This window comes from Actinomadura sp. NPDC048394, assembly GCF_040651755.1.
Taxonomy (GTDB): domain Bacteria; phylum Actinomycetota; class Actinomycetes; order Streptosporangiales; family Streptosporangiaceae; genus Spirillospora; species Spirillospora montaniterrae.
Genome location: NZ_JBEZJL010000056.1, coordinates 1 through 24222 on the forward strand (window position 1 = coordinate 1; position 24222 = coordinate 24222).

22 protein-coding genes are annotated in these 24222 nt (G+C 72.8%); 7 read left to right on the forward strand and 15 right to left on the reverse strand.

What is annotated here, in order from left to right:
- Nucleotides 1–237: 237 nt before the first annotated feature.
- The 9 genes from AB0C78_RS33795 to AB0C78_RS33835 all read right to left on the reverse strand — a co-directional run bounded on the left by AB0C78_RS33795 (nt 238) and on the right by AB0C78_RS33835 (nt 11184).
- Nucleotides 238–708: a GNAT family N-acetyltransferase gene (locus AB0C78_RS33795; protein ID WP_360755941.1), complete on the reverse strand. Its 471-nt coding sequence runs from the start codon at nt 706–708 to the stop codon at nt 238–240.
- Nucleotides 709–766: 58 nt separating this feature from the next.
- Nucleotides 767–2002, reverse strand: a complete 1236-nt coding sequence (locus AB0C78_RS33800) for an enolase C-terminal domain-like protein (RefSeq protein WP_360755944.1) — start codon at nt 2000–2002, stop codon at nt 767–769.
- Nucleotides 2003–2004: 2 nt separating this feature from the next.
- Nucleotides 2005–5043: a glycoside hydrolase family 38 C-terminal domain-containing protein gene (locus AB0C78_RS33805; protein ID WP_360755946.1), complete on the reverse strand. Its 3039-nt coding sequence runs from the start codon at nt 5041–5043 to the stop codon at nt 2005–2007.
- Nucleotides 5044–5076: 33 nt separating this feature from the next.
- Entirely contained in the window at nt 5077–5883 is an 807-nt protein-coding gene (locus tag AB0C78_RS33810) for a carbohydrate ABC transporter permease (protein ID WP_360755948.1), read from the reverse strand.
- A complete protein-coding gene (locus AB0C78_RS33815) occupies nt 5883–6845 on the reverse strand; it encodes a sugar ABC transporter permease (protein ID WP_360755951.1) in 963 nt (320 codons plus the stop codon). The genes AB0C78_RS33810 and AB0C78_RS33815 overlap by 1 nt, the downstream gene beginning before the upstream one ends.
- A 4-nt stretch (nt 6846–6849) precedes the next feature.
- On the reverse strand, nt 6850–8127 hold the full coding sequence (locus AB0C78_RS33820) for an extracellular solute-binding protein (protein ID WP_360755954.1): 1278 nt from the start codon (nt 8125–8127) through the stop codon (nt 6850–6852).
- A gap of 199 nt (nt 8128–8326) precedes the next feature.
- Nucleotides 8327–9019 carry an FCD domain-containing protein gene (locus AB0C78_RS33825; RefSeq protein ID WP_360755957.1) on the reverse strand — a complete coding sequence of 231 codons (693 nt, stop codon included), beginning with the start codon at nt 9017–9019 and terminating at the stop codon, nt 8327–8329.
- A 37-nt stretch (nt 9020–9056) separates the two neighbouring features.
- Nucleotides 9057–10004, reverse strand: a complete 948-nt coding sequence (locus AB0C78_RS33830) for an alpha/beta hydrolase (protein WP_360755960.1) — start codon at nt 10002–10004, stop codon at nt 9057–9059.
- Nucleotides 10005–10008: 4 nt separating this feature from the next.
- Complete coding sequence (locus tag AB0C78_RS33835) at nt 10009–11184, reverse strand: DUF5005 domain-containing protein (RefSeq protein ID WP_360755963.1); 1176 nt, start codon at nt 11182–11184, stop codon at nt 10009–10011.
- Between the two features lie 128 nt (nt 11185–11312).
- On the opposite strand from AB0C78_RS33835, the gene tnpB reads away from it, so the two are divergent.
- Entirely contained in the window at nt 11313–12641 is a 1329-nt protein-coding gene (gene tnpB / locus AB0C78_RS33840; RefSeq protein ID WP_360755966.1) for an IS607 family element RNA-guided endonuclease TnpB, read from the forward strand.
- Nucleotides 12642–12644: 3 nt separating this feature from the next.
- Here tnpB and AB0C78_RS33845 read toward each other — a convergent pair whose 3' ends face one another.
- From AB0C78_RS33845 to AB0C78_RS33860, 4 genes are read right to left on the reverse strand one after another with little or no spacing between them, the layout of a single operon-like run.
- The gene (locus AB0C78_RS33845) at nt 12645–13457 is read right to left on the reverse strand and encodes an SMP-30/gluconolactonase/LRE family protein (protein ID WP_360755969.1); all 813 of its coding nucleotides are present in this window, start codon (nt 13455–13457) and stop codon (nt 12645–12647) included.
- Complete coding sequence (locus AB0C78_RS33850) at nt 13458–14255, reverse strand: SDR family oxidoreductase (protein ID WP_360755971.1); 798 nt, start codon at nt 14253–14255, stop codon at nt 13458–13460. It abuts the gene before it with no gap.
- A complete protein-coding gene (locus AB0C78_RS33855; RefSeq protein WP_360755974.1) occupies nt 14252–15214 on the reverse strand; it encodes a DUF4432 family protein in 963 nt (320 codons plus the stop codon). Before AB0C78_RS33855 ends, AB0C78_RS33850 begins: the two co-directional genes overlap by 4 nt.
- A gap of 3 nt (nt 15215–15217) precedes the next feature.
- Nucleotides 15218–16405, reverse strand: a complete 1188-nt coding sequence (locus AB0C78_RS33860) for a DUF5005 domain-containing protein (RefSeq protein ID WP_360755976.1) — start codon at nt 16403–16405, stop codon at nt 15218–15220.
- Between the two features lie 35 nt (nt 16406–16440).
- On the opposite strand from AB0C78_RS33860, the gene AB0C78_RS33865 reads away from it, so the two are divergent.
- From AB0C78_RS33865 to AB0C78_RS33875, 3 genes are all read left to right on the forward strand, one after another.
- A complete protein-coding gene (locus AB0C78_RS33865) occupies nt 16441–17427 on the forward strand; it encodes a sugar kinase (RefSeq protein ID WP_360755979.1) in 987 nt (328 codons plus the stop codon).
- A 105-nt stretch (nt 17428–17532) separates the two neighbouring features.
- Nucleotides 17533–17961: an anti-sigma factor gene (locus AB0C78_RS33870; RefSeq protein WP_151598884.1), complete on the forward strand. Its 429-nt coding sequence runs from the start codon at nt 17533–17535 to the stop codon at nt 17959–17961.
- On the forward strand, nt 17958–18770 hold the full coding sequence (locus tag AB0C78_RS33875; protein ID WP_190852562.1) for an RNA polymerase sigma factor SigF: 813 nt from the start codon (nt 17958–17960) through the stop codon (nt 18768–18770). Before AB0C78_RS33870 ends, AB0C78_RS33875 begins: the two co-directional genes overlap by 4 nt.
- A 95-nt stretch (nt 18771–18865) precedes the next feature.
- Here AB0C78_RS33875 and AB0C78_RS33880 read toward each other — a convergent pair whose 3' ends face one another.
- Entirely contained in the window at nt 18866–19423 is a 558-nt protein-coding gene (locus AB0C78_RS33880) for a hypothetical protein (RefSeq protein WP_360755983.1), read from the reverse strand.
- 75 nt (nt 19424–19498) lie between these two features.
- Between AB0C78_RS33880 and AB0C78_RS33885 the strand changes: the two genes are divergently transcribed.
- Nucleotides 19499–20440, forward strand: a complete 942-nt coding sequence (locus AB0C78_RS33885) for a diacylglycerol kinase family protein (RefSeq protein WP_151541469.1) — start codon at nt 19499–19501, stop codon at nt 20438–20440.
- Nucleotides 20441–20735: 295 nt separating this feature from the next.
- Nucleotides 20736–20996, forward strand: a complete 261-nt coding sequence (locus tag AB0C78_RS33890) for a WhiB family transcriptional regulator (RefSeq protein WP_151541468.1) — start codon at nt 20736–20738, stop codon at nt 20994–20996.
- A 210-nt stretch (nt 20997–21206) separates the two neighbouring features.
- On the opposite strand, the gene AB0C78_RS33895 is transcribed toward AB0C78_RS33890, so the two are convergent.
- Nucleotides 21207–22901 (reverse strand): histidine kinase N-terminal domain-containing protein, encoded by a 1695-nt coding sequence (locus tag AB0C78_RS33895; protein WP_360755988.1) that lies wholly within the window; start codon nt 22899–22901, stop codon nt 21207–21209.
- Between the two features lie 73 nt (nt 22902–22974).
- Between AB0C78_RS33895 and AB0C78_RS33900 the strand changes: the two genes are divergently transcribed.
- Nucleotides 22975–24141, forward strand: a complete 1167-nt coding sequence (locus tag AB0C78_RS33900; protein ID WP_360755990.1) for an 8-amino-7-oxononanoate synthase — start codon at nt 22975–22977, stop codon at nt 24139–24141.
- Nucleotides 24142–24222: the final 81 nt, after the last annotated feature.

The window sequence follows — 24222 nt, forward strand, 5'->3', positions numbered from 1 at the left end:
ACGTGCGCCCAGCACAGCGCGGGTATCATTCCCAACTTCAACCAATTGTTGGGGGAACCCCCCCGGGCCGCCCGGCCCCCACCCCGGCGGCCCGCCCCCTGACGGGGCCGGGCCTCGGCTGTGTCCGGACCCCCGCGTGCGCGGGGAGCAGGTCTCTCACGAGATCTTGTCGATCTCGGCGATCGGACCACCCCCGCATGAACGGGGAGCGTTTCGTTATCCTACCAACACAATCTGTTACGAGCGGGCGAGCTTGGTGAGGGCGTCGCCGGTGAGGCGGTAGGTCGTCCACTCGTCCTGCGGGCGGGCGCCCAGGGACTCGTAGAAGCCGATCGCCGGTGTGTTCCAGTTGAGCACCGCCCACTCGACGCGTTCGTAGCCGCGCTCGTCGGCGATGCGGGCGAGCTCGGTGAGCAGGGCCTTGCCGTAGCCGTGGCCGCGGACGCCCGGGTCGACGAACAGGTCCTCCAGGTAGATGCCGTGCGTGCCGTTCCACGTGGAGAATGTGAGGAACCACACGGCGAACCCGGCGACGCGGCCCTCGTGCTCGGCGATGAGCACGTGGGCGCGCGGGTCGTCGCCGAAGAGCCGCGCGTGCAGCTGCTCCTCGGTGGCCTTCACCTCGTGCAGGGCGCGCTCGTACTCGGCCAGCTCGCGGATGAGCCGGAGGATCGCGGGGACGTCGTCGGGGGCGGCTGGGCGGATCATGCCGAAAGGCTATGCCAGGCCGCCGCGTGCGCCGTCCGGGGGCCGCGGGACGCTCCGCCTAGAGCGCGGCCAGGGGCGTCTCCGGGTCGGCCCACCGCTCGTTCGGGACGAGCGGGTACCAGCCGGGGCGTCCTGGGTCACGGTCGTAGGGGTAGCCGCCGAGCTCGCGGTACAGGTCGGCGTACTCGGCGACCTTGCCGCGGTCCAGCGTGACGCCGAGGCCGGGCCCGGACGGCACCGCGATCCGCCCGTCCGCGTACTGGAACGGGCCGCCCTCGATGACGTCGCCGGCGAGGTGGTGGTAGTGCGCGTCGGCGGAGTAGGTGAGGTTCGGCAGGACGGCGCCGAGGTGCAGCATGGTGGCGAGCTGGATGCCGAGCTCGCCGGACGAGTGCACCGACACCCCGAGCTGGAAGGTGTCGCAGATCCCGGCCGCCTTGACGCACGCGCGGATGCCGCCCCAGAACGTCGTGTCGAGGAGGACCACGTCCACGCTGCGGTGCAGCACGTTGGTGGCGAGCTGCTCGAAGTTGACGACGACGGTGTTGGTGGCGAGCGGGGTGGGCGTCCTCTCGCGGACGAGCCGCAGCCCCTCCAGGCCCCAGACGGGGTCTTCGAGGTAGTCGTTGTCGAGGTGCTCGATGGCCTTCGCGAACCGGAGTCCCTCGTCGAGGCTGAGCACGGCGTTGGGGTCGTAGCGCAGCCGGTCGCCGGGGAACGCTTCGGCGAGGGCCTTGTAGCACTCCAGCTCGTAGGCGGGCGGGAAGACGCCGCCCTTCAGCTTGTGGACGGTGAAGCCGTGCCGCTCCTTGAGGTCGCGGGCGTGCGCGACGAGCTGCTCGGGGGTGCGGACCTCCGGCGTCCGGCCGTCCGCGCCCGGGTAGCGGTAGAACAGGTAGGACGCGAACGGGACGCTGTCGCGGACCCGGCCGCCGAGCAGGTCGTGGACGGGGACGCCGAGGTGCTTGCCGACGAGGTCGAGGCAGGCGAACTCGATGGCGGCGAGCATCTGGGTGCGGTTGTTGTACAGGCTCGCCGTCGGGTTCGCGATCTTGAAGCGGAGGGCCTCCAGCTCGAACGGGTCGTGCCCCTCCAGGTAGGGCGCGAGGGCGCGGAAGGCGTCCTCGGCGCTCTGCCCGCCGCCGCCCATCTCGCCCAGCCCGACCAGGCCGTTGTCCGCCTCGACCTCGACGATCGTGCGGACGAAGCGGCCCCAGTGCGCGCCGTTGCTGTGCAGCAGCGGCGCCTCCAGCGGGACCGCGACGGTGGTGGCCCGGATGTCGGTGATCTTCATGGTCAGAGGTTCCCCTTCACCGTGACGGCGACGATCCCGCAGGCGGGCAGGCGGACGGTCGCGGCGCCGTCGCGGACGGGCGCCTCGGCGGCGTCGCGGCCGAGGCCGGAGTCGACGGTCGCGCCGCGCATCCCGGGGACGGTCAGCGCCGTCTCGACGGGCGCGGCGGCGAGCGAGCGGAGCCGGACGACGAGGTCGGGGCCGTCCCGTCCGATCGAGGTGATCTGCACGTCGGGGTCGTCGACGGACGCGTACGCCTCCACCGGTGCCGCCCGGCCGGTCCCGGTCGTCAGCGTCGCGACGAACGGGTCGGTGAGGCCGGCGGCGGCGAGGGCGCCGAGCCGCCGGCCGGGGACGTCGCCGGCGGCGGACGCGACGGCGTACCGGAAGGTGGTCTCGCCCTGCTGCTGGGACGGGAAATTGGTGTCCCAGATGTTGTTCAGCGCCCAGGAGTAGACAGTGGCGGGCTCGTCGTCGATGGTCGGCGGGAACGGCGCGTACGGCATGTGGATGGAGCCGAACTGGACGAGCGGCGCCTCCAGCGTCGCCCACGCCACGGTCAGGTCGGGGTCCTCGAACGCGACCCAGTGCCGGATCGGGCGCATGTGCTCGGCCGACCCCGGGACGCTCGGCACGCCGGTGCCGCCGACGCCGCCGGTCAGCTCCCAGGCGGCGGGCGGTCCGCCGGACGCGAAGGGGAAGGCGAAGAACACCGCCTCCTTGGTCGCCGTGGGCTGCTTGCCGAGCTGGAAGCGCAGGTCGAGGCGCGGGACGCCCGCGTGCAGTTCGAGGGTCGTGCGGATCCAATCGGCGCCCTTGCCGGTGAGCTCTACGACGAGGCGTTCTCCCACCGGGGTGCGTTCGCACTTCACGACGGCGGCGTGCCGGCCGAGGGCGCGGTCGCCGAGGAGCGTCCGGTCGTGCACGAGCATGTGCCCGGACATGTGGTTGAAGTGCGGCGCGGTCGCGTACCGGTCGTAGACGTACTGCCCGAACCCGGCGGCGGCGTCGGCGTTGACCAGCTCGCGTCCGGCGGCCTTGTCGAAGACGGAGGCGAGGTGGCCTTCGGCGAGGTCGTAGGTGACGCGGTAGTACTCGTTCTCGATCACGCCGTCGCGGCCGAGGTCGACGGGTTCGGGCGCGGGGGCCTCGCCGCGCACGACGTCGAGGCGCACGCGTCCCATGCCGGGGACGTCCGGGACGACGGCCTCCAGGTGGCGGCCGATGGGGCGGGTCGGCCACTCGTCGGGGTCGACCTCCTCCTCGTGGTGCGGCAGCGGGTCGCCGGTGCGGGCGTCGACCAGCGTCACGGGGACGTCGACGGGCACCACGTCGCGCGGCAGGAACGCGCGGACGACGTCGGTCCGCGCGGCGGACCCGGGGTTGACGACGGCGAACGAAGCGAGCGCGTCCGGCGCGGGCGCGAGGGTGGCGCCGAACCGGCGCGCCTTGGCCTGCAGCAGGTCGAGGGCGTCGTCGTAGGACTGGTAGCCGACGGCGGACTTGCGGGTCCACTGCAGGCCGCCGGAGTCGGTGCCCTCCTCGGCGTCCTCCCACGGGTTGGCGGCGCCCCAGGTGTGCTCGTCGAACAGCGCGGCCTTGTCGTAGGCGTCGTCCAGGCCCTCGGCCTCGGCGCCGGCGAGGGCGTGCAGCGTCTCGGCGGTGCGCAGGACGTTCTGGGCGCGGCGGACGTGCCCGAGCGGGCGGGCGCCGGAGCCGAGGCCGTCGGCCCACCAGTCGGTCCAGTCGCCCTCGTGGATTTGGAGCTGGTCGTGGTGGTGCTCCTCGACGTGCTCGAAGAAGTCGGCGTTGGTCGCCATGCGCAGCCGCGGGTACTCCCATGTCGCGTTCCAACGCAGCGCGATGTCGGCGGGCATGATCGACGGGCCGGCGTTGTCGGCGTGCGCGCCCTGCACCCGCAGGTGCACGGCGTCGAGGACGTCGGGGGCCTTGTCGGCGCCGACCTGGCCGGGCGCCGCGTACCAGCCGAAGGTGCCCGGCCCGTACGGGTAGGGCCGGTCGGCGAGGGACGACAGGTACCGCGGGAGCAGGTCCTCGGCGAGGTCGTAGCCGTCGACGAGCCCGACGGTGTTGCCCTCCATGTACGCCATGCCGTGCGGGGTGTCGGTGAACCAGACGATCAGCTCGCGTCCGCTCGGCGCGCGCCAGCGGAACGGGCGGCCGAGCTTGTCGCCGCCGGTGATGTACGGGACGGAGCGTCCCGCCCAGTTGTGCGCCGCCGCGAGGTAGCGGACGCCCGCGGCGTTCAGGGCGTCGACGACGCCGACGACCGCGCCCGGGATGTCGGTGTGCATCGCCGAGCGGACGTCGATGCCGTGCCGGTCGCGCAGCTCCGCCACGAACCGCAGCTGCCGGTACAGCTCGTCGGTCGAGCACGCCTCGGTGTGCAGCTGCATGGGGAACGCGGTGACCTCGATGTTCCCGCTGCGGGTCCGGTCGACGAACTCGGCGACCTGATCGTCCGGGCGGGTGGCGAGCCAGCGCAGCGCGGGCAGCGACGACTCCACCGACCAGCGGAACCGGGCGTCGTCGGGCCGCCCGTCGGTCTCGCGGGACAGCCGGAGCGCGGCGTCGAGGTAGTCGAGGTGGTGGCGCAGGACGGTGCCCTGGGTGTCGGTGTAGCCGATGTCCAGGTGCGAGTGGTGGACGACGAAGACGCTCCACTTGCGCTGCGGGGTGACGTCGAGCGGGGCGGCGCCGACGAGGCCCGCGCCGTCCCGCACCTCCAGCGTGAGGCGGCGCGGGGCGTCGACGGCAGGGACGAGCAGGGTCGCCCGGCCCGCGTCGTCGGTGCGCTCCTCGGCGTCGCCGAGCCGCAGCGCCAGCCCGGGGCCCGCCTCGATCCGGACGGCCTGCCGGAGCGCGCCGGCCGCGTCCCGCCTGAACAGCGGGACCACCGCCGCCCGCACCGACAGCCCGCGGACCGCGAGCACCTCGACGGAGGTGTCGTGGCGGAGGGCGGCGCGGATTCCGTCGTAGTCCGGGGAACCGAGGCTCTCCGTCAGGAGCCGACTGGTCATCCGTGTCCTCTCAGAATGACTGTGACCGAGGGGTCAGAACTGGGCGAGCGTCAGCCCGCGGGTGAACAGCCGCTGCGTCGCCAGGAACAGCACGACCGTGGGGAGCGAGACCACGAGCCCGGCGGCCAGCGCGACCGGGACGGGCGTCCCGGCGTACACGTCGGTGGTGAGCGCCGACAGCTCCGCCCAGACCGGCCGGACGTTGTCGGACTGCGCCAGCGTCAGCCCGAACAGCAGGTCGTTCCAGACGTAGGTGAACTCGAGGATGAACACCGCGGCGAGCGCGGCCGACGACAGCGGCAGGTAGATGCGCCAGAAGATGCGGAAGGTGGACGCGCCGTCCAGCCGCGCCGCCTCGAAGATCGAGACGGCCACCGAGCCGAAGAAGTTGCGCATCACCAGCGCGGCGAGCGGCACGCTGATCGCGGTGTGGACCAGCACGAGGCCCATCTGGTTGTCGTAGAGCGACATCTTGCTGTAGCCGACGAACAGCGGCACCAGCAGCATCTGGAACGGCACGACGGTGCCCGCGAAGATCACGATGAACCAGAGGAACCCGAACCGGACCCGCAGCACCACGATCGCGTATCCGGCGAGCGCCCCGAACAGCACGGCGAGCGCCGGCGCGACCAGGCTGTAGATCGCGGTGCTGCCGAGGGTGGCGCCGACGTCGGTGCGGCTCCACGCCTCGCTGATGTTGTCGAACAGGCCCATCGACCCGGGCGGCTTCACCGCGTCGGACGGGTCGTAGTCGCCGGCGGGGCGGACGGCGTTCGCGACGATGAGGTACGTCGGGAACAGCCACACCAGGCCGAGGACGATCAGCATGGCGCGGCGCATCAGGAGCCCTCCCTGGCGAGCTGGTGGCGCAGGTAGACGTAGGAGGCGAGGCCGGTGACGGTGGTGAGCGCCACCGCGATCGCCGACCCGTAGCCGTACTCGTCGGCGACGAAGACCTGCCGGTACATGGTCACCGCGAGCGTCTCGGAGGTGCGGCCGGGGCCGCCCTGCGTCATCACCCAGACGATGTCGAACGTCTTCAGGCTCGCGACCAGCGCCAGCCCGAACACGACGGTGGTGAGCGGCCGCATCAGCGGCCAGATGACGTGCCGGAACAGCTGCCAGCCGGACGCGCCGTCGATGCGGGCGGCCTCGATCGGCGCGCGCGGGATCGACTGGAGGCCGACGACGAACAGCAGCATGTTGACGCCGAGCTGCTGCCACGCCCACACCACGATCATCGCGAGGGTGTTGCGCGGGCCGTCCTGGAGGAACTCGGTGTGGCCGCCGGGCATGCCGAGGAACGACAGCACCTGGTTGGCCATGCCGTCGGGCTGCAGGATGAAGCCCCAGATGAGGCCGAGGCCGGCGCCCGACATCGCGTACGGGATGAGGAACGGCAGCCGGTACCAGGCGCCGCCCTTGATGTTGTACGACAGCACCGCGACCAGCAGGCCGAGCCCGACCGGCAAGACCGTGGTGCCGGCGACCCACAACAGCGTGTTGCGGACGGACGTGAGCAGCGCCTCGTCCTGGAACAGCCGCCGGTAGTTGTCGAGGCCGGTGAACTTCGGCGACCCGAGCCCGTCGTAGCTGGTGAGGCTGAGGTACGCCGTCCACAGGAACGGCAGGTAGATCAGCACCGCGACGAAGAGGACGGCCGGGGTGAGGTAGGCGTGCCGGAACCGGCCGTGCATCGCGAACCCGCCCGGCGGGCGCCCGCCTCCCCCGCTGCGCTGGTGCCCGCCGCGCGCGCGTCGGTGCGGGGTCCTCGCGCGCACGGCGGTCGTCTGGTCGGTCATCGGTTCAGCTTCCGGCCTTGTGGTTCTTCCAGTAGTCCTCGTTGGCCTTCTGGATGTCCTTGAGCACGCTCATGTACGAGCCGGGCTTGCTGAGGAAGCCGTCGAACCCGCTGAGCGCGGCCGTCAGGACGGGCGCGGGCGCGGCCTCGAAGTAGCGGAGCACGAGCCGGTTCCCGCCGCCCGCGGCCTCCTTGGTGACCTTGTCCAGCTCCGGGTCGGCGATCTTGACCTTGGGGTTGCCGGACACGTCGCCGCGCGCGTTGGCCCACTTCTCCTGCGCGACGGGGGTCACCCACCACTTCAGGTACTTGGTGCTCGCGGCGGCGTCGGGCGCCTTGCGCAGCGAGCACAGCGGCCCGCTCTCGAAGATCAGCGACCGCTTCGGCAGCGACGGCGCGACGTTCGGGATGAGGAAGAACCCGTAGTCGGTGCCGAGCTTGAGGCCGCGCTGGGTCATGCTGGTGTTGAACCAGGTGCCGCTGATGACCATGGCGGCGTCGCCGGCCTTGAAGTGGTCGGCGGGGTCGGCCTTGTCGCCGGGGTTGGAGAAGTAGCCGGAGTCGATCATCGACTTCCACTGCTCCATCACCTTCACCACGCCGGGGTCGGTGTAGGACGCCTGGCCGGTGGACAGCCGCTCGTACAGGTCGGGGTCGGTGCCGGCGAGCAGCTGCTCGAACCAGGCGAAGGAGAACAGCGAGGTCGGCGTGGTCTGGTTGAACGGGACCTGGCCCTTGCTCTTCAGCGTCTGGGCGATCTTCATCAGGTCCGCCCAGGTGCTCGGCGGCGCCAGGCCGTACTTCGCGAAGATCTTCTTGCTGTAGAACATGCCCCAGTACCCGGTGTTGAGCGGCACGCAGTACTGCTTGCCGCCGACCGTGTAGTACTTGGCGAGGTCCTGGGTGAGGTCGCCGCTCTTGATGGCGTCCTGCCAGATCGACGTGGTCTCGGCGACCTGGTTCTGCTCGACGATCTCCTGGAGGCGTCCGCCGGTCTGCCAGGTGAACAGGTCCGGCTTGACCTTGGTGCGGAACGAGGACTTGATGAACGCGGTGTAGGTGGGCTCGTCGGTGTACCCGACGGGCGTCATGTCCAGCCCGGTCTGCTGCTTGCCCAGCGCGCTCATCTGCTCGAAGAAGGGCTTCCACGCGCCCTTGTCGTTGTAGAGCCTGAGCCCGGACTTCGACCCTCCCGAGTCGTTGCCCGAGGCGCAGCCCGCGACCGCGGCGAGCGCCGCGGCCGCCGCGAGGACGGCGGTCGTGCGCGTGCGCGTCGACGGCATGGGGGCCTCCCTGGTTCGTGGGGTGGTTGGAGGTCGGCTGAGGGTGTTCTGGGTGTGCGGGGGTGGTGCGGGTGCTGGTGCGGGGTGTGCGGCGGGAGGGTGTGCTGAAGGGGACCGCCGGCCCTGCGCGGGCGGACGGCCGGTGACGGACGGTGGATCGTGGGCGGTCGGGGGGTCGGGCGAGCGGTCTCGCGAGCGGTCAGGCGAGCCGGGACGCGATGACCTTCGTGACGTCGCGCAGGTGCGCGCGCATCAGCTCCTCGGCGCGTTCGGCCTCGCCGGCCTCGATGGCGCCGAGGATGGCCCGGTGGTCGTCGTGGTCGCGGCGCCGGTCGTCGAAGATCCGCAGTATCTCCCGCTGCTCGGCGCCGTGCACCGACAGCAGCGAGTCGATGACCTCGCCGAGCACGGCGTTGCCGGACGCGTGGGCGGCGGCGCGGTGGAAGGACATGTTCGCCGCGTCCAGCTCGACGTCCTCGCCCTCCAGGTGCCGGCCCGCGTGGTCCAGGACGGTGCGCAGCCGCTCCAGGTCGCCGGGTTCGGCGCGGCGGGCGGCCATCGCGGCCAGCGGGGGCTCGATGAGCAGCCGGGCGTCCAGCAGCTGGAGGAGCTGGTCGCCCTGCAGCGGCCGGACGTTGGGGTTGGGGATGACGACCCGTTCGAGGTCGGCGCCGACGTAGATGCCGGATCCGTGCCGCATCTGGACGGCGCCGGTGGCCTCGAGCCGGCGGAGCGCCTCGCGGAGCGTGGGGGTGGTCACCGCGAAGCGCTCGGACAGCTCCCGCGCCGAGGGGAGCCGGTCGCCGGGACGCAGCCCGCCGGCGCGGATCAGCTCCAGGACGCGCTCGGTGAGCGCGTCGGAGAGGCTGGGCCGGGCCACATCCTTGGACATTCGTTACCTCGTTCACTCCTCGAAGAAGTCAAGTCATCTAATCACTTGATGTGCCGGGCTGTCCAGGGCCGGGACCGAGCGCCTCGCGCAGCGCCGCGTGCTGCTCGTCCCGCGCCCGGCGCGCCACCGCCGCCGAGAGGACGCCGTCGAACCCGTGGTAGGCGCCCGGCACGTGCCGCAGCTCCACCGGCACGCCGGCCTCGATCAACCGCCGCGCGTACACGAGGTCCTCGTCGCGCAGCGGGTCGGCCTCGGCCGCCAGCACGTACGCGGGCGGCAGCCCGGACAGGTCCCGCGCGCGGGCCGGGGCGGCGTACACGGGCGTCTCCCAGCCCGGCTTCCCCCGGTCCGGGCCGAGGTAGTGGCGCCACATCTGCTCCACCTCGCCCCGGTTGAACAGCGGCGGCTCGGTGTACGCCCGCATCGACGCGGTGTCCATGCGGTCGTCGAGCACCGGATAGAGCAGCAGCTGGAAGGCGAGCGGCGGCCCGCCCTCGTCGCGCGCCCGCAGCGCCACCGCCGCCGCCAGGCCGCCGCCCGCGCTGCCGCCGCCGACCGCCACCCGGCCGGGGTCGGCGCCGAGCTCGGCCGCGTGCGCGTGCGTCCAGACCGTCGCGGCCCAGGCGTCCTCGAACGGCGCGGGAAACGGATGCTCGGGCGCGAGACGGTAGTCCACCGACACCACGACGATGCCGAGCCCGGCGGCGAAGTCCAGGCAACGGTGGTGCTCGTTGCCCAGGTCGCCGGTGACGAAGCCGCCGCCGTGGAAGTACACCAGCACGGGCCCCGCCGGACGGTCCGGCCGGTACACGCGGACGGGCACGCCGCCGGGGATCGTCCGGTCGGTGACGTCCACGCGCGGGTCGGTCGCCGGCTCCCCCGACAGCGTCGCCGACAGCTCCCGCATCGCGGCCCGCGCCTTGATCGGATCGGCCAGGCTCACGTACGGCATCCCGGCGAGCGCCTCGGACAGTTCGGGGTCCACCGGGTCACCCCGTCACGGGGACGTCGACGAAGCGCGGACGGTAGATGCTCACATCGCGGTAGACGTCCCTCGTCGGCCCCGCGGTCGTGTCGAGGCTGTTGACGTTGTACGACACCACGAGCTTGTTCGCCGTCGTCAGCGAGGCGTGCGCGTGAGCGTTGTAGGTGTAGACGTCCGGGTCGCCGTACGAGCCGAACGGCCCGCCCTCCGGCGTGTTGTAGACGGTCTTCTCGTCGGTGAACGGCCCGGCCGGCGAGCAGGACAGGTACGTGTCGATCTGCGCGCTGAACGCGTCCTTGGTGTCCTGCGTGAGCAGGATGTAGAAGTTCCCGCGCTTGCTCACGCTGAACTCGTTGGACACGCCGCCCAGCACCTCCACCGCCGCCGACTCCGACGACGACCAGGTGCCGCCCGCCGCGAGGTAGCTCCACGTCCCGCGCAGGTCCGTGCCCGCGACCCGCGCGACGTACATGTGCTTGCCGTCCGCGCCAAGGTCCTCGGTGCCGTAGACGTAGGTGTAGCCGCCGTCGCGGAGCAGCGCCGACCCCCACATGACGCCGCTGCCGGACGGCAGCGACGTAACCGACGTCGGCCGGGTGAGGTCGCTCGTCGAGAACCGGGCGAGGACGTTGCGGTCCCAGGTGACGTTCAGGTCGCCGGACCCGACCTTGTACTCGCGGTACGGCTGCTGGATCTCGCTCCCGTTCATCGCCATGTCGCCCGCCCAGTAGACGTGCGAGGCGTCGCTCGGCGGCAGCAGTGCCGTCGGGTTCGCGGCGGTGCCGCCGTGCGCGGTCCCGGTCAGCGCGCCGCCCGCCGACCGCACGACGAACGTGTTGTTGACGAACGGGGTCGTGCCGCCGTCGGCGACCGTCATCGGCCGGGACCCGTCGGCGTTGACCTTGCCGAGGAAGGTGTCGGAGAAGCCGAAGACCGTCCGTCCGTCCGGCAGCTTCACCGAGTAGGTGCTGTCACCGCCGGTCCAGTCGTCCAGCAGCGCGTTGCTGTTGCCGTACGAGGTGAACTGCGTGTTCAGCGAGGTGTCGGGCGTCGCCGTGCCGAACGCCGGCGCGGCGCTCCCACCACAGGTGAGCGCCGCGGCGTGAGCGGCGGCCGAGGGGGCGACCAGAGCGGTGGCGGCCAGCGTCGAGGCCACAGCCGCACGAATGAGAAGACGCATGCGGACCTTCCTGGGGGTTCGGGACTGGTGAGCGGGAGGTGCATCAACGTGCGCATCTGTGTGGGCGTGCAGCGCCCGAGCCTCGCGTTGCTCGGGTTTTGTCAGGGGCCCCGGCTACCGTGCGGATTGTGTTGGTGACGCAGGCGTACCGGTTCGCGCTGGACCCGAGCCCTCGGCAGGAGCGGGGATTGTGGTCGCATGCGGGGGCGGCGCGGTTCGCATGGAACTGGGGCCTGGCGGCCTGCCGGGACCGGTACGACGCCGAGGGCAAGTGGTGGTCGGGTGTGGAGTTGCACCGGCTGTGGAACCGGGTGAAGAAGACCGACCCTGGCCTGGGCTGGTGGGGCGAGCACTCCAAGTGCGTGTATCAGGAGGCCTTCCGGGACCTGGACCGGGCCCTGCGCGGGTTCGTCCGGGCTCGTAAGGGTCTTCGGAAGGGGCGGCGCCCGGGGTTTCCCCGGTTCAAGAAGCGGGGCCGGTGCCGTGACTCGTTCCGGTTCGGTTCGGGCGTGATGCGCTGTAGTGGCCGGACGGTGACCTTGCCGCGGCTGGGATCGATCGCCACGCACGAGTCCACCCGCAAACTCGCCCGGCGACTGGAGAACGGGACGGCGCGGATCCTGTCGGCCACGGTGTCGCGGACCGCGCACCGCTGGTTCGTCTCGTTCACCGTGCAGGTCGACCGCAACGTTCCCGGACGGCATGCCCGGCCGGGCACCATCGTGGGTGTCGACTTGGGCGTCACGACACTGCTGACCGGCGTCGACGATCATGGCGCTGAGATCGAGGTCGGCGGGCCGAAGGCGTTGCGGGCCGGGTTGCGGAAACTGCAGCGGCTCGGCAAGGCGCACGCCCGTGCGCAGCGCGGCTCGGCCAACCGCGCCAAGGCCGCCAAGCGGCTCGCGCGGCATCATGCCCGCGTCGCCGCCGTCCGCGCCGACGCGCTGCACAAGGCCACCAGCACCCTGGCCGCCCGCTATGAAACCGTCGTCGTGGAAGACCTCAACGTCACCGGCATGCTGGCCAACCGGCGGCTGGCCGGCGCCGTCGCTGACCAGGGCTTCGGGGCCGTGCGGCGGATGCTCGATTACAAGACCGGGTGGAACGGCGGCCGTCTCGTCGTGGCCGACCGCTGGTTCCCCTCGTCCAAGACCTGCTCGGGGTGCGGCGGGCGAAAGCCAAGCCTGTCGCTGTCCGAGCGGACCTTCCGGTGCGACGCGTGCGGCCTGGTGCTCGGCCGGGACGTCAACGCCGCGATCAACCTGCGAAACCTCGCCGCCAGTGGGGCGGAGAGACGAAACGCCTGTGGAGGCGATGTGAGACCCGGCCCCGCCGGGCGACCGCCCGCGAAGCAGGAACCCGGCACCGCGCACCACGCGGGTGAGACCGGGACCGCCGCCGCGCAAGCGACGGCTATCTGGACAGCGGATGCTCACATTCGCTCCTGGTTCCGATAACGGCTAGAGGTCGAACGCGCTGATGTGCCAGCGGCCCAGGTTCGCCACGAACGCCGTGGTGCCCCGGAACGCCAGGTTGGTCGGATGGCAGAGGAGGTGGGCGGTGGGGTCGCGGACGACCGTCTCCGGCCGCCCGTCCGGGGTGAGCCGCAGCACCTCGCTGGGCTCGTAGAGGCCGACGTAGAGCAGGCCGTCGGGGCCGAACGCGATGCCGTCGGGGACGGTGCCGGGCAGCTCGGCGACCGTCGAACGGTCGCCCGCGGTGCCGTCCGGCCGGATCTCGACGCGGGTCACGCCCGGCAGGAACGACTCGGCGACGTACAGGGCCGACTCGTCCGGTGCCAGCGCGAGGCCGTTGGCGAACGCCATCGGACGCTCGTCCCAGACCTCGCCGGTGCCGTCCGGCGCGTAGCGGAACACCGACGGGCCGGGAACGTCGATCTGCCGGCTGTCGGAGACGTAGATCCGGCCCGCCGCGTCGATCACCGGGTAGTTCGGGTTGGCGAAGCGGTGGCCGTCCGCGCCGTCGGCGAACAGCGACACCTCGCCGGAAGCCAGCTCGAGGCGGAACACGCCGGGATGCTTGATGTCGCAGATGTACAGGTGCGAGGCGGACGCGTCGAACGCGATGCCGAGCACGAACCCGTGGGTGGTCGCGACCTGCTCGACGCTCTCGCCCGCCGGGTCGACGCGGAAGATCTGGCCGGCCTCCCCGCCGCACCAGACGCTGCCGTCGGGATGGACCGCCACGCACTCGGGGTGGTCGAGGCGCGGGCTGCTGAACAGGCCGTCGAAGAAGACGCGGGCGTCGGGCATTCAGACCTCCGGGAGTGCGGCGGGGTTGCGGGCGAGCAGGCCGCCGTCGACGCGGTGCTCGGCCCCGGTGATGAACGAGGAGCGCGGCCCGGCGAGGAACGCCACCACCTCGGCGACCTCCTCCGCCCGCGCGACGCGGCCCAGCGGGTGCGCCCGGCCCCACTCGGCGACCTGGTCGTCCTGGCTCGTGCCGCCGCGGAACAGGTCCGCGGCCCAGCGCAGCATCGGGGTGTCGACGGAGCCGGGGCACACGACGTTCGCGCGGATCCCGTCGGCGGCGTGGTCCAGCGCCATCGCCCGGGTGAGCCCGTTGATCGCGGACTTGCTCGCGGTGTAGGCCGCGACCCGGTCCTGCGACGCGAACGCCTGCACCGACGACACCGTGACGATCGTGCCGCCGCCGCGCCGCCGCAGCTCCGGGACGGCCGCCTTGCAGACCAGGAAGACGCCCTTGAGGTTGACGTCCAGGACCTCGTCCCACAGCTCCTCGGCGGTGTCCTCGACGGTCCCGTACCGCTGGATCCCGGCGCAGGTGACGACGGTGTCGAGCCCGCCGTGCGCGTCGACGGCGCGGCGGACGAGGGCGCGCATCTGCCCGGCGTCGGTGACGTCGGCGACGACGCCGGTCACGTCCAGGCCGGCGCCGCACAGCTCCGCCTCGGTGGCGCGGACGCCGTCCTCATCGATGCCGCAGAAGACGACCGCGGCGCCGTCCTCCGCGAGCCGCCGCACCACCGCCCGGCCGATGCCGAGCGACCCCCCGGTGACCACGGCGACCTTGCCGGCGAACTCCTTCATCGCGCTTCCTCCCCCTCGATCACGGCCGCGCGCAGCCACAGCGGCCTGGTCTCGCGCGGCCGCAGGGCGAGCGCCGACCCGTTGCGGACCGCCTCGGCGAGGCCCTCGGTCGGCCGTCCGGCGAACGGCTCCAGCCCCACCACGTACGCGCGGCCCCACCAGGGCGCCTCGCGGGACGCGCCGAGCTCCCGCCACAGCCACAGGTCCGGCAGGACGGCGGCGTCCCACCGGACCCGCAGGCCGAGGGCCGCGTCCGGGTCGATGATCTCGTAACGGCCGTCCCGGAACCCGAACAGGTAGTGGATGTCGCTCGGCGCGCCGCGCTCGGGGACGACCGCCAGCTCCGGGCCGGCGGCGGCCCCGTCCGGGAACCGGATCCGGTGGCCGGGACGCAGGAACGGGGCGCCGAACACGATGTGGTGGCCCCACATCACCTCCAGCGCGACGTCCGACTCGTTGGTCAGCTCCTCGTCGACGCGCAGCTCCGGCTCGCCGGACACGAGCCGGAACGTCTTCACCACGCGCAGCGGCACGCGCCGCGCCCGCACGGTGAGCCGCACCGCGACCTCGGACGGGTCGTCGGCCGCGATCTCGACGTCCCAGGGCAGCCCGGCGACCTCGCCGTGCTGCGCCAGCGCGGCGCCGCGGTAGGTGCTCGGCTCGCCGCCGTTGGGCAGCACCTCCTGCCAGCCGCCCTCGTAGTGGTCGAGGAAGGCCGCCACGTCGTCGCCCGCGCCGCCCGCCACGTCGCGCGGGTTGCGGATCCCGTCCGGCGCGAGCCAGACGAAGTCCATGTCGCGCGGCTTGTAGCAGAACTCGGCGACGTCACCGCCCTTGTCCGCGAGGACGGTGACGCGCAGCAGCTCGTTCTCCAGCACGACGGCGCGCATCCCGAACCAGGTGATCTCGTGCAGGCGCGCGCCCCAGTTGCGGGCCGGGCGGTGCCGTCGGTACGCCATCGGTCAGCCGAACTTCAGGTCGACGAAGCGGGGCCGGTAGATGGTGACGTCCTTGTAGTGGTCGGTGTTGACGAAGCTGTTGACGTTGTAGGAGACGACGAGGCTGCCGGGACGGCTCAGCTCAGGGTGGGCGTGGGCGTTGTAGGTGAAGACGTTCGGGTTGCCGTAGCTGCCGTTCGCGCCGGTCTCGGGCGTCGAGTAGACGGTGGTCTTGCCGGTGAACGGGCCCTGCGGCGAGCAGGAGAAGTACGCGACGATGTTCGTGTTGAACTTCTCGGTGGTGTCCTGGGTGATGAGCATGTAGGCGCGGCCCATGCGGGTGACGCTGTACTCGTTCGCGACACCGTCCATGATCCGCGCGGAGTCGGCCTCGTTCCGCGACCAGGTGCCGTCGCCCGCGTAGAACTCCCACGGCCCGGTGAGGTCGGCGCCGCGGACGCGGGCCAGGTGCATGTACTTGGTGTCGCCGAGGTCCTCGACGCCGTACACGTAGATCATGCCGTCCCGCCGCTCCAGCCAGGACGCCCAGGAGATCCCCTTGGACGACGGGATCGCGGTCACGCTGACGGGCTCGGACAGCCGGTCGGGCCGGAACTTCGCGACGACGTTGCGGAGCCAGCGCCAGTCCCAGATGCCGGGCCCGAACCGCTCGTACTCCTGGTAGGTGACCTGGACCTTGCCGCCCGCGGTGATCGCGTCGCCGGCCCAGTACCAGTGCTCGCCGTCGCGGGGCGGCATCACGGCCTTCGGCTGCTCGCGGGTGCCGCCGTGCACGGTGCTCAGCCGGTCGCCGGCCTTGACCACGAACGAGTTGTTGAGGAACGGGGTGGTCCCGCCCTCCTCGACGACCGGCGAGCGGCCGCCGTCGGCGTCGACCTTGCCGAGGAAGGTGTCGGAGAAGACGAACGCCACCTTCCCGCCGGGCAGGGTGGTGGAGAACGTGCCGTCCGCGCCGGTCCAGTCGTCGGTCCGGCGGTTGTCGTTCCCGTAGCGGGTGAACAGGGTGTTCAGGCCGGCGTCGGGCGCCGAGCCCTGGAAGGACGGGGTCGGGGTGCCGGCGCACGCCTGGGCGGCGGCCGCGGCGGCACGGGCGGGGGCGGTGAAGGTCGTCGTGGACAGGGCCAGGGTGAGAACGCCGGCGGCGAGGCCGCGCCAGGGGGATCTTCTGCGCACGGCCAGAAGTCTGGTCATCAGATGACTTGTTGTCTAGATGTATCGTGCTGCCCGTGAACGTTCCCCGGGTCGCCCTCATCGGCGAATGCATGATCGAACTGCGGCATCTGGCGCCGGACCGGCTCGCCCTCGGCTACGCCGGCGACGTCTTCAACACCGCCGCCTACCTGGCCCGCAGCGCCGCCCCCGGAACGGTGGACGTGCAGTTCGTCACGGTCACCGGCGACGATCCGTACAGCGCCGAGATGCGCGCGGCCTGGCACGCCCACGGCGTCGGCGACCGGTACGCGCGGGTGCGTCCCGGCGGCCGCGCCGGCCTCTACCTGATCCGCACCGACGAGCACGGCGAGCGGACGTTCCAGCACTACCGGAGCGAATCGCCCGCCCGCGACCTGTTCGGCCCGGACCAGCCCGCCGCGATCGACGACGCGATCGCCGGCCACGACCTGGTCTACCTGTCCGGGATCACCCTCTCGATCATGGCGGAGCCGGCCCGGGCCCGGCTGGCGGAGGTGCTGGCGGAGACCCGCCGGCGCGGCGGTCGCGTCGCCTACGACGGCAATCACCGGCCGAGCGGCTGGCCGTCCCCCGGCGCGGCGGCGCGGGCCGCCGAGGCGGTCCTGGCGCACACCTCGATCGCGCTGCCGTCCCTGGACGACGACCGTCTCGTGCACGGCGACGCGTCCGCCCGGGACTGCGTCGAGCGGCTCCGCGACGCGGGCGTGCCGGAGATCGTCGTCAAGCTCGGCGCCCAGGGCTGCGTGATCGCCGACCAGGCCTCCGTGGAGGCCGTTCCCGCCGTCCCGGACGTCCGCGTGGTGGACACCACGTCGGCGGGTGACGCATTCAACGGCGCCTATCTGGCGGCCCGGCTGGCCGGCGCGGACCGGCGCGCCGCCGCCGGGGCGGGCGCCCGGCTGGCCGCCGAGGTGATCGGCCGTCCAGGCGCGCTCCTGCCGCCGCTTCCGGCCCGCCGCGTCCCGGCCGCGACGCCCCCGCCCCGCGCCGCCGGCGAGCCCCCCAGGGACCAAGTCATTTAGTCAATACTCGGACAACCGGTCGAAACCTGTGCGCGCCGAAGTCTCGCAGTGGGCTCCGCAGGCGGTAGTTTCGGAAGCAGCGGGACCATCCTGCGAGGGAGTGACGTGACCGAGGAAACCGCTGCCATGCCTGCCAGTACACAGTTGTCCGTGCGCGACGTGGTGACAGTGAAGCTGCCCGCCGCGAGCGCCTACCTGTCGGTGCTCAGAACCGCGACCGCGGGGCTGGCCGCCAGGCTGGACTTCACGCTGGACGAGATAGAGGACCTGCGCATCGCGGTCGACGAGGCGTGCGCGATGCTGCTCTCCCAGGCCGTCCCCGGGACGGACCTGTCGTGCGAGTTCGAGCTGACCGGGGAGGCGATGCGCATCTCGGTGTCGGTGATCACCGTGGACGGCCAGGAGCCCAACCGCGACACCTTCGCGTGGACGGTGCTGTCGTCGCTGGCCGGCGAGGTCGACGCGCAGATCGGCTCCGACGACCGGGTGACCGTGACGCTGCAGAAGCGGCGCGGTACGGCGGGGGCCCCGTGACAGAGAAGACGACCATCGCCGGCGCGAGCAACGAGCGGTCCGAGAGCGGCGTACCGGACCGCGCGCGGGCCCGCGCGCTGTTCGAGCGCCTCGCCGAGCTGCCCGAGGGCGACCCGGAGCGGCAGCGCATCCGCGACCAGCTCGTCGAGCTGCACCTGCCCCTGGTGGAGTACCTGGCCCGCCGCTTCCGCAACCGCGGCGAGTGGCTGGACGACCTGATCCAGGTCGCCACCATCGGGCTGATCAAGTCGATCGACCGGTTCGACCTGGAGCGCGGCGTCGAGTTCTCCACCTACGCCACGCCCACGATCGTCGGGGAGATCAAGCGGCACTTCCGCGACAAGGGCTGGGCGGTGCGGGTGCCGCGCCGGCTCCAGGAGCTGAAGCTGTCGCTGACCAAGGCGATCAGCGACCTCGCGCAGCGCGAGGGCCGGGCGCCGACGGTCAGCGAGCTGGCCGCGCACCTGCAGATGAGCGAGGAGGAGGTGCTGGAGGGCCTGGAGTCGGCGAACGCCTACTCCACGGTGTCCCTCGACGCGCCCGACTCCGGCGACGAGGACGCGCCCGCCGTGGCGGACTCGCTCGGCATGATCGACGAGTCGCTGGAGGGCGTGGAGTACCGCGAGTCGCTCAAGCCGCTGCTGGAGAAGCTGCCCGCCCGGGAGAAGAAGATCCTCCTGCTGCGGTTCTTCGGGAACATGACGCAGTCGCAGATCGCGGCGGAGCTCGGCATCTCCCAGATGCACGTGTCGCGGCTGCTGGCCCGCACGCTCGCGCAGCTGCGCGAGGGCCTCACCGCCGACGAGTGACGCAGAACGCCGAGGGGCCCCGGGGACGTGTCTCCCCTGGGGCCCCTCGGCATTCCCGGCTTTTCTGGCGCTCCCGGCTTGCGGCCGGTGGCCGGTCAGTTCTTCGCGGACGTCCCCTTGGCGGGCGCGTCCTTGGCCGGCTGCTCCTTCAGGCGATCCATGAGCTTCTGCCCGAGGGACCGGTCGTCCTTGGCGCGCGGCTCCGCGGCGCGCGGCGCGGGCTTCGCGCCGCCGGACGCGGCGCCGGACGGGGCGTCCTCCTCCTCGTCCTCGTCGTGGTCGTGGACGAGCCAGGCGGTGCTCGCCGGGCTCAGCACCGCGACCAGCGCCAGCACGGCGACGACGCCCATCGGCACGGCGATCGCGGGCCGGTCGCTCTGCCACAGCGACCAGGCGACGGGCAGCGCGAACAGCTGGGTCAGGACCGTCGGGGCGCGGCTGCCCTGGGCGCCGCGCAGCAGGCCGCGGGCGCAGGCGAGCATGCCGAGGCCGCCGGCGAGGGCGAGCACGGTGACGCCGATCGCGCTCACCGGGTCGACGGCGGCGCCCGAGGCGGTCTCCACGCCGGTGTAGACGCCGAACGCGACGGCGCCGAGGCCCTCCGCGCCCTCCAGGGCGGCGGCGGCCCGCACGGTGATGGGACGATCGGTCACAACGAAACCCTACTCGCCCGCCGCCGCGGCCGATGCGTGGGGAAACGCACGGGAAACGCTCGATACGCTGGCGCCGTGCGCGCCATGCTCATCGCCAACCCCAAGGCGACCTCGACCTCCCGGCGGGCCCGCGACCTCCTCGTCCGGGCCTTCACCGGCGATCTCGACCTCGAGATCGCCGAGACCGCCCACCGCGGGCACGCGACCGAGCTCGCCCGCCGGGCCGCCGACGAGGGCTACGACGCGGTGATCGCGCTGGGCGGCGACGGCACCGTCAACGAGACGGTGAACGGACTGCTCGCGAACGGCCCGTCGCCGGACCTGCCCGCGCTGGCGGTGCTGCCGTCGGGGAGCGCGAACGTGTTCGCCCGCGCGCTCGGGCTGCCGAACGACCCGGCCGGCGCGACCCGGGCGGTGCTGGAGGCGCTGCGCGCCGGGCGGTACCGGACGGTCGGGCTCGGCACGGCGTGCCTGCCGGACGGGGTGGAGCGCTATTTCACCTTCAACGCGGGCGTGGGGCTGGACGCGGAGGTCGTCCGGGAGGTGGAACGCCGCCGCGGCGCGGGCGCGAAGGCCGATCCGTCACTCTACGTGCGGGCCGCGATCCGCCATTTCTTCGCGGGCACGGATCGGCGCCATCCGGCCTTGACGCTGGAAGTGCCGGGGCGCCCGCCGAAAGCGGGCCTGTTCCTCGCGTTCGTCTCCAATACCGCGCCGTGGACTTTCATGGGACGGCTGCCGGTGAATCCCAGTCCGAGGTCGAACTTCGCGCGCGGGCTGGACGTGTTCGGGATGCGCACGCTGGCCGCCGGCCCGGTCCTGGGCGCGCTCGCGCAGATGATGCTGGTGCGGACCCGTCCGGTGCAGGGGCGCGACGTGGTGAACGTGCACGACGCGACGGAGGTCACGCTGCGCGCGGACCGTCCGGTCGCATTCCAGCTGGACGGCGACTACCTGGGTGAACAGCGCAGTGTGACGTTCCGCTCGGTGCCGAAAGCGGTCCGCATCCTCATCTGAGACCGCCGTCACGCCATGCTGAGAGCCAAGTAACACGCCCGACCCACAGGTGTGACACATGCGACACCCATACTTTGAGAATCCTTTCTCAAAGGTCTTGCGTCTGCCCGCGCCCGGCTGACACGCTCAAAGTGCGCCAGCCGACAGGGGCCCCAACGTCGTCCGCCTCCTGATCGCAGCGCCGCGGAACAATCACCCTCGGATCGCCGGCCACCGCCGCTCCGGGCGTTCGCGACATGTGAAACCGTTCACAAACGTGGAGTGTCTCACACCACCTGACGAAGGAGTGGACCGCATGGACTGGCGCCACCGCGCTGCCTGCCGTGACGTGGACCCCGAGCTGTTCTTCCCGATCGGCAACACCGGGCCCGCGATCCTGCAGATCGAAGAGGCCAAGCAGGTATGCCGGCGCTGCGACGTCACCGACGCCTGCCTGCGCTGGGCGCTGGAGTCCGGCCAGGACTCGGGCGTCTGGGGCGGGATGGGCGAGGACGAGCGCCGCGCCCTCAAGCGCCGCGCCTCCCGTGCCCGCGCCCGCGCGAACGCCGGTCTCTGAGCGTCCACCCGACGAGCGGCGCCGCCTCCGAACCCCCAGGGCCGGAAACCCCGGCGCCGCCGCACCGCACCTCGACGTGCCCGCAGCCTGACCCCAGGCGGCGGGCACTCGGCGTCTCCGGGGCCGGTTCCCGGCGCTGTTTCCCGCGCTGTTCCCAGCGGCCGGTTCCCAGCGGCCGGTTCCCAGCGGCCGGTTCCCAGCGGCCGGTTCCTAGGGTTGGGCCGAGCGGGGCCCGTGGAGCCGGTTGCTGTGGTCGATCGGGACGTCCACGATGACCTCGGTGCCGCCGCCCGGACGGTCGCGAAAGTCGAGGCTGCCGCCCAGCTCCCCGACGATCAGCGTGCGGACGATCTGCAGGCCGAGGCTGTTGCTGCTCTCCACGTCGAAGTCCGGGGGCAGGCCCACCCCGTCGTCGGAGACGATCGTGACGAGCCGCGGCCCGGCGGCGGGCCCGCGGCCGGCGGGCGCCTCCTTCGCGACGCGCGGGTCGTGCGCGTCGGACCCGGGCCACTCCCCCCACACCGGCACGCCCGCCGGTTCGCGCGGCGGGTCGCCCTCGCCGTAGCGGTGCGCGACGACCTCCAGCGTGCCGAACCGGTTGGCGAGGCCGTGCTCCAGCGCGTTCTGCAGCAGCTCGGTGAGCGCCATCGCCAGCGGCGTCGCGACCTCCGCGGGCAGCACCCCGAAGCTGCCGGTCCGCTTCGGCGCGACCTTGGTCTCCGGCGTGGACACCTCCCCCGCCATCATGATCACCCGGTCCGCGATGTCGTCGAAGTCGATCAGCTCGTCCGGGGTGTGCGACAGGGTCTCGTGCACGATCGCGATCGACCCGACGCGGCGGACCGCCTCGTCCAGCGCCGCCCGCCCCTCCGGGATCCGCAGCCGGCGCGCCTGCAGCCGCAGCAGCGCCGCGACGGTCTGCAGGTTGTTCTTCACCCGGTGGTGGATCTCCCGGATGGTGGCGTCCTTGGTCATCAGCTCCCGGTCGCGCCAGCGCAGCTCGGTGACGTCCCGGCACAGCACGATCGCGCCGATCCGGGTGCCGCCGACGACCAGCGGGATCGTGCGCAGCTGCATGACCGAGCCGTTCGCCTCGACCTCCACCTCGCGCGGCGCGCGGCCGCTGAGCACGACGCTGAGCGCCTCCTCCAGCGGCTCGCCGGTGTCGCACAGGTCGGCGGTGACCTTGCCGAGCGACTCGCCGACCAGGTCGGCGGGGAAGCCGAGGCGCCGGTAGGCGGACTGGGCGTTCGGGCTGGCGTAGGTGACGCCGCCGCCGCGGTCGAGCCGCATCAGCCCGTCGCCGACGCGCGGCGAGCGGACCATGTTCGGCTCCTCGCCCGGCACCGGGAACCGCCCCTCGGAGATCATCTTCGCGAGGTCGCTGGCGCTCTGCAGGTAGGTCAGCTCCAGCCGGGACGGGGTCCGCGCCGAGCTGAGGTTCGTGCTGCGCTGGATCACCCCGAGGATCTTGGCGCCGCGGCGCACCGGGATCGACTCCTCCCGGACCGGGATGCCGCTGCCCCACTCCGGGTCGCCCTCCCGGACGATCCGCCGCTCCCGCCACGCCACGTCGATCAGCCCGCGCCGGCCCGTCCGGACGACCTTGCCGACGAGGTCCTCGGGGTAGGCGGTCGGGCCGGTCGTCGGCCGCATCTGCGCGATCGCGACCCAGCCCTGCACGGCGGCGCCGGTGTCGATCGTGCCGCCGCCGCGCCGCCCGCCGCGGGCGCCCGGCCCGTCGGCGGGGACCGCCGCGCCGGACCGCAGCGGCACCCACAGCAGCAGGTCGGCGAACGACAGGTCGGCGAGGAGCTGCCAGTCCGACACCAGCGCGTGCAGCCACTCCACATCGGTCTCGGTGAGGTCGGTGTGGTCGCGGACCAGATCGGTCAAGGTAGGCACACGACCATCATCGCCCATCCGATTCGGTGCCCCGGCGCCGTCCCCGCCGCCCGCCACCTGGCAGGATTCGGGCATGACCGACGACCCCCTCGCCCGGCTCCGGGACGCCGCCGCCCGGCGCGCGGAGGCGGGCCTGCGGCGCACGCTGCGCCCCCGCGGCGCCGACCACGACGGCCTGGCCGACCTCGCGTCCAACGACTACCTCGGCCTGTCCCGCGACCCGCGGCTGGTCGAGGGCGCGGTCGCCGCCGCGCGCGAGTGGGGCACCGGGTCGTCCGGGTCCCGGCTGGTCACCGGCACGACCGGGCTGCACGCCGAGCTGGACCGGCGGCTCGCCGCGTTCACCGGAAGCGCCGCCGGGCTGGTGTTCTCCTCCGGCTTCCTGGCCAACCTCGGCGCCGTCACCGCGCTGTCCGGGCCCGGCGCGCTCGTGGTGTCCGACCAGGTCAACCATGCCTCGATCGTGGACGCGTGCCGGCTGTCGCGGGCCCGCGTCGCGATCGTCCCGCACCGGGACGCCGGCGCCGTCGAGCAGGCCCTCGCCAGACGTGACGAAGACCACGCGATCGTCGTCACCGACGCCGTGTTCTCCGTGGACGGCGATCTCGCGCCGCTGGCGGAGCTGCACCGGATCGTCCGGGCGCACGGCGCGCTGCTGGTGATCGACGAGGCGCACGCGCTCGGCGTCGTCGGCGACGGCGGGCGCGGCGCCGCGCACGCCGCCGGGCTGGCCGGCGAGCCCGACGTGATCCTCACCCTCACCCTGTCGAAGTCGCTCGCCTCGCAGGGCGGCGCCGTCCTCGGCGCCCCCGAGGTCATCCAGGCGCTGGTGGACACCGGCCGCTCGTTCATCTTCGACACCGGCCTGAACCCGCCCGCCGCCGGGGCCGCGCTCGCCGCGCTCGACGTCCTGGAGGCCGACCCGGGCCTGCCGGGCCGGGCCCGTGCCACGGCCCGCGCGATGGCAAACCTCGCGGCCGGTTCCGGACTGGAGACCGCCGATCCGGCCGCCGCCGTCGTCCCCGTCTTCCTCGGCGAACCGGACGACGCGGTCCGCGCCGCCGGGATCTGCGCTGAGCACGGGCTGCGCGTCGGCTGCTTCCGGCCGCCGTCCGTGCCGAAGGGCCGGGCGTGCCTGCGGCTCACCGCGCGCGCCACGGTCGACGAGTCGGACCTCACAAGGCTGCGGGCGGCCCTGGCGGAGATCGCGCGCTCTACCGGCCGTAGTCTTCACGCATAACATCGGGGGAAACCGATGATGAACGTGAGGAGATGCCGTGACGGAGGTCAGGGGCGGGCCCCGGCACGGGGACGGATTCGA

Excerpts from the sequence above, each read along its gene's own strand:
- AB0C78_RS33800 (WP_360755944.1), bottom strand. The coding sequence starts at position 2,002 with ATGAAGATCACCGACATCCGGGCCACCACCGTCGCGGTCCCGCTGGAG.
- AB0C78_RS33855 (WP_360755974.1), bottom strand. The coding sequence starts at position 15,214 with ATGGCGTACCGACGGCACCGCCCGGCCCGCAACTGGGGCGCGCGCCTG.
- AB0C78_RS33845 (WP_360755969.1), bottom strand. The coding sequence starts at position 13,457 with ATGCCCGACGCCCGCGTCTTCTTCGACGGCCTGTTCAGCAGCCCGCGC.
- AB0C78_RS33900 (WP_360755990.1), top strand. The coding sequence starts at position 22,975 with ATGACCGACGACCCCCTCGCCCGGCTCCGGGACGCCGCCGCCCGGCGC.
- AB0C78_RS33890 (WP_151541468.1), top strand. The coding sequence starts at position 20,736 with ATGGACTGGCGCCACCGCGCTGCCTGCCGTGACGTGGACCCCGAGCTG.
- AB0C78_RS33810 (WP_360755948.1), bottom strand. The coding sequence starts at position 5,883 with ATGCGCCGCGCCATGCTGATCGTCCTCGGCCTGGTGTGGCTGTTCCCG.
- AB0C78_RS33850 (WP_360755971.1), bottom strand. The coding sequence starts at position 14,255 with ATGAAGGAGTTCGCCGGCAAGGTCGCCGTGGTCACCGGGGGGTCGCTC.
- AB0C78_RS33805 (WP_360755946.1), bottom strand. The coding sequence starts at position 5,043 with ATGACCAGTCGGCTCCTGACGGAGAGCCTCGGTTCCCCGGACTACGAC.
- AB0C78_RS33795 (WP_360755941.1), bottom strand. The coding sequence starts at position 708 with ATGATCCGCCCAGCCGCCCCCGACGACGTCCCCGCGATCCTCCGGCTC.
- AB0C78_RS33815 (WP_360755951.1), bottom strand. The coding sequence starts at position 6,845 with ATGACCGACCAGACGACCGCCGTGCGCGCGAGGACCCCGCACCGACGC.
- AB0C78_RS33835 (WP_360755963.1), bottom strand. The coding sequence starts at position 11,184 with ATGCGTCTTCTCATTCGTGCGGCTGTGGCCTCGACGCTGGCCGCCACC.
- AB0C78_RS33860 (WP_360755976.1), bottom strand. The coding sequence starts at position 16,405 with ATGACCAGACTTCTGGCCGTGCGCAGAAGATCCCCCTGGCGCGGCCTC.
- AB0C78_RS33820 (WP_360755954.1), bottom strand. The coding sequence starts at position 8,127 with ATGCCGTCGACGCGCACGCGCACGACCGCCGTCCTCGCGGCGGCCGCG.
- AB0C78_RS33825 (WP_360755957.1), bottom strand. The coding sequence starts at position 9,019 with ATGTCCAAGGATGTGGCCCGGCCCAGCCTCTCCGACGCGCTCACCGAG.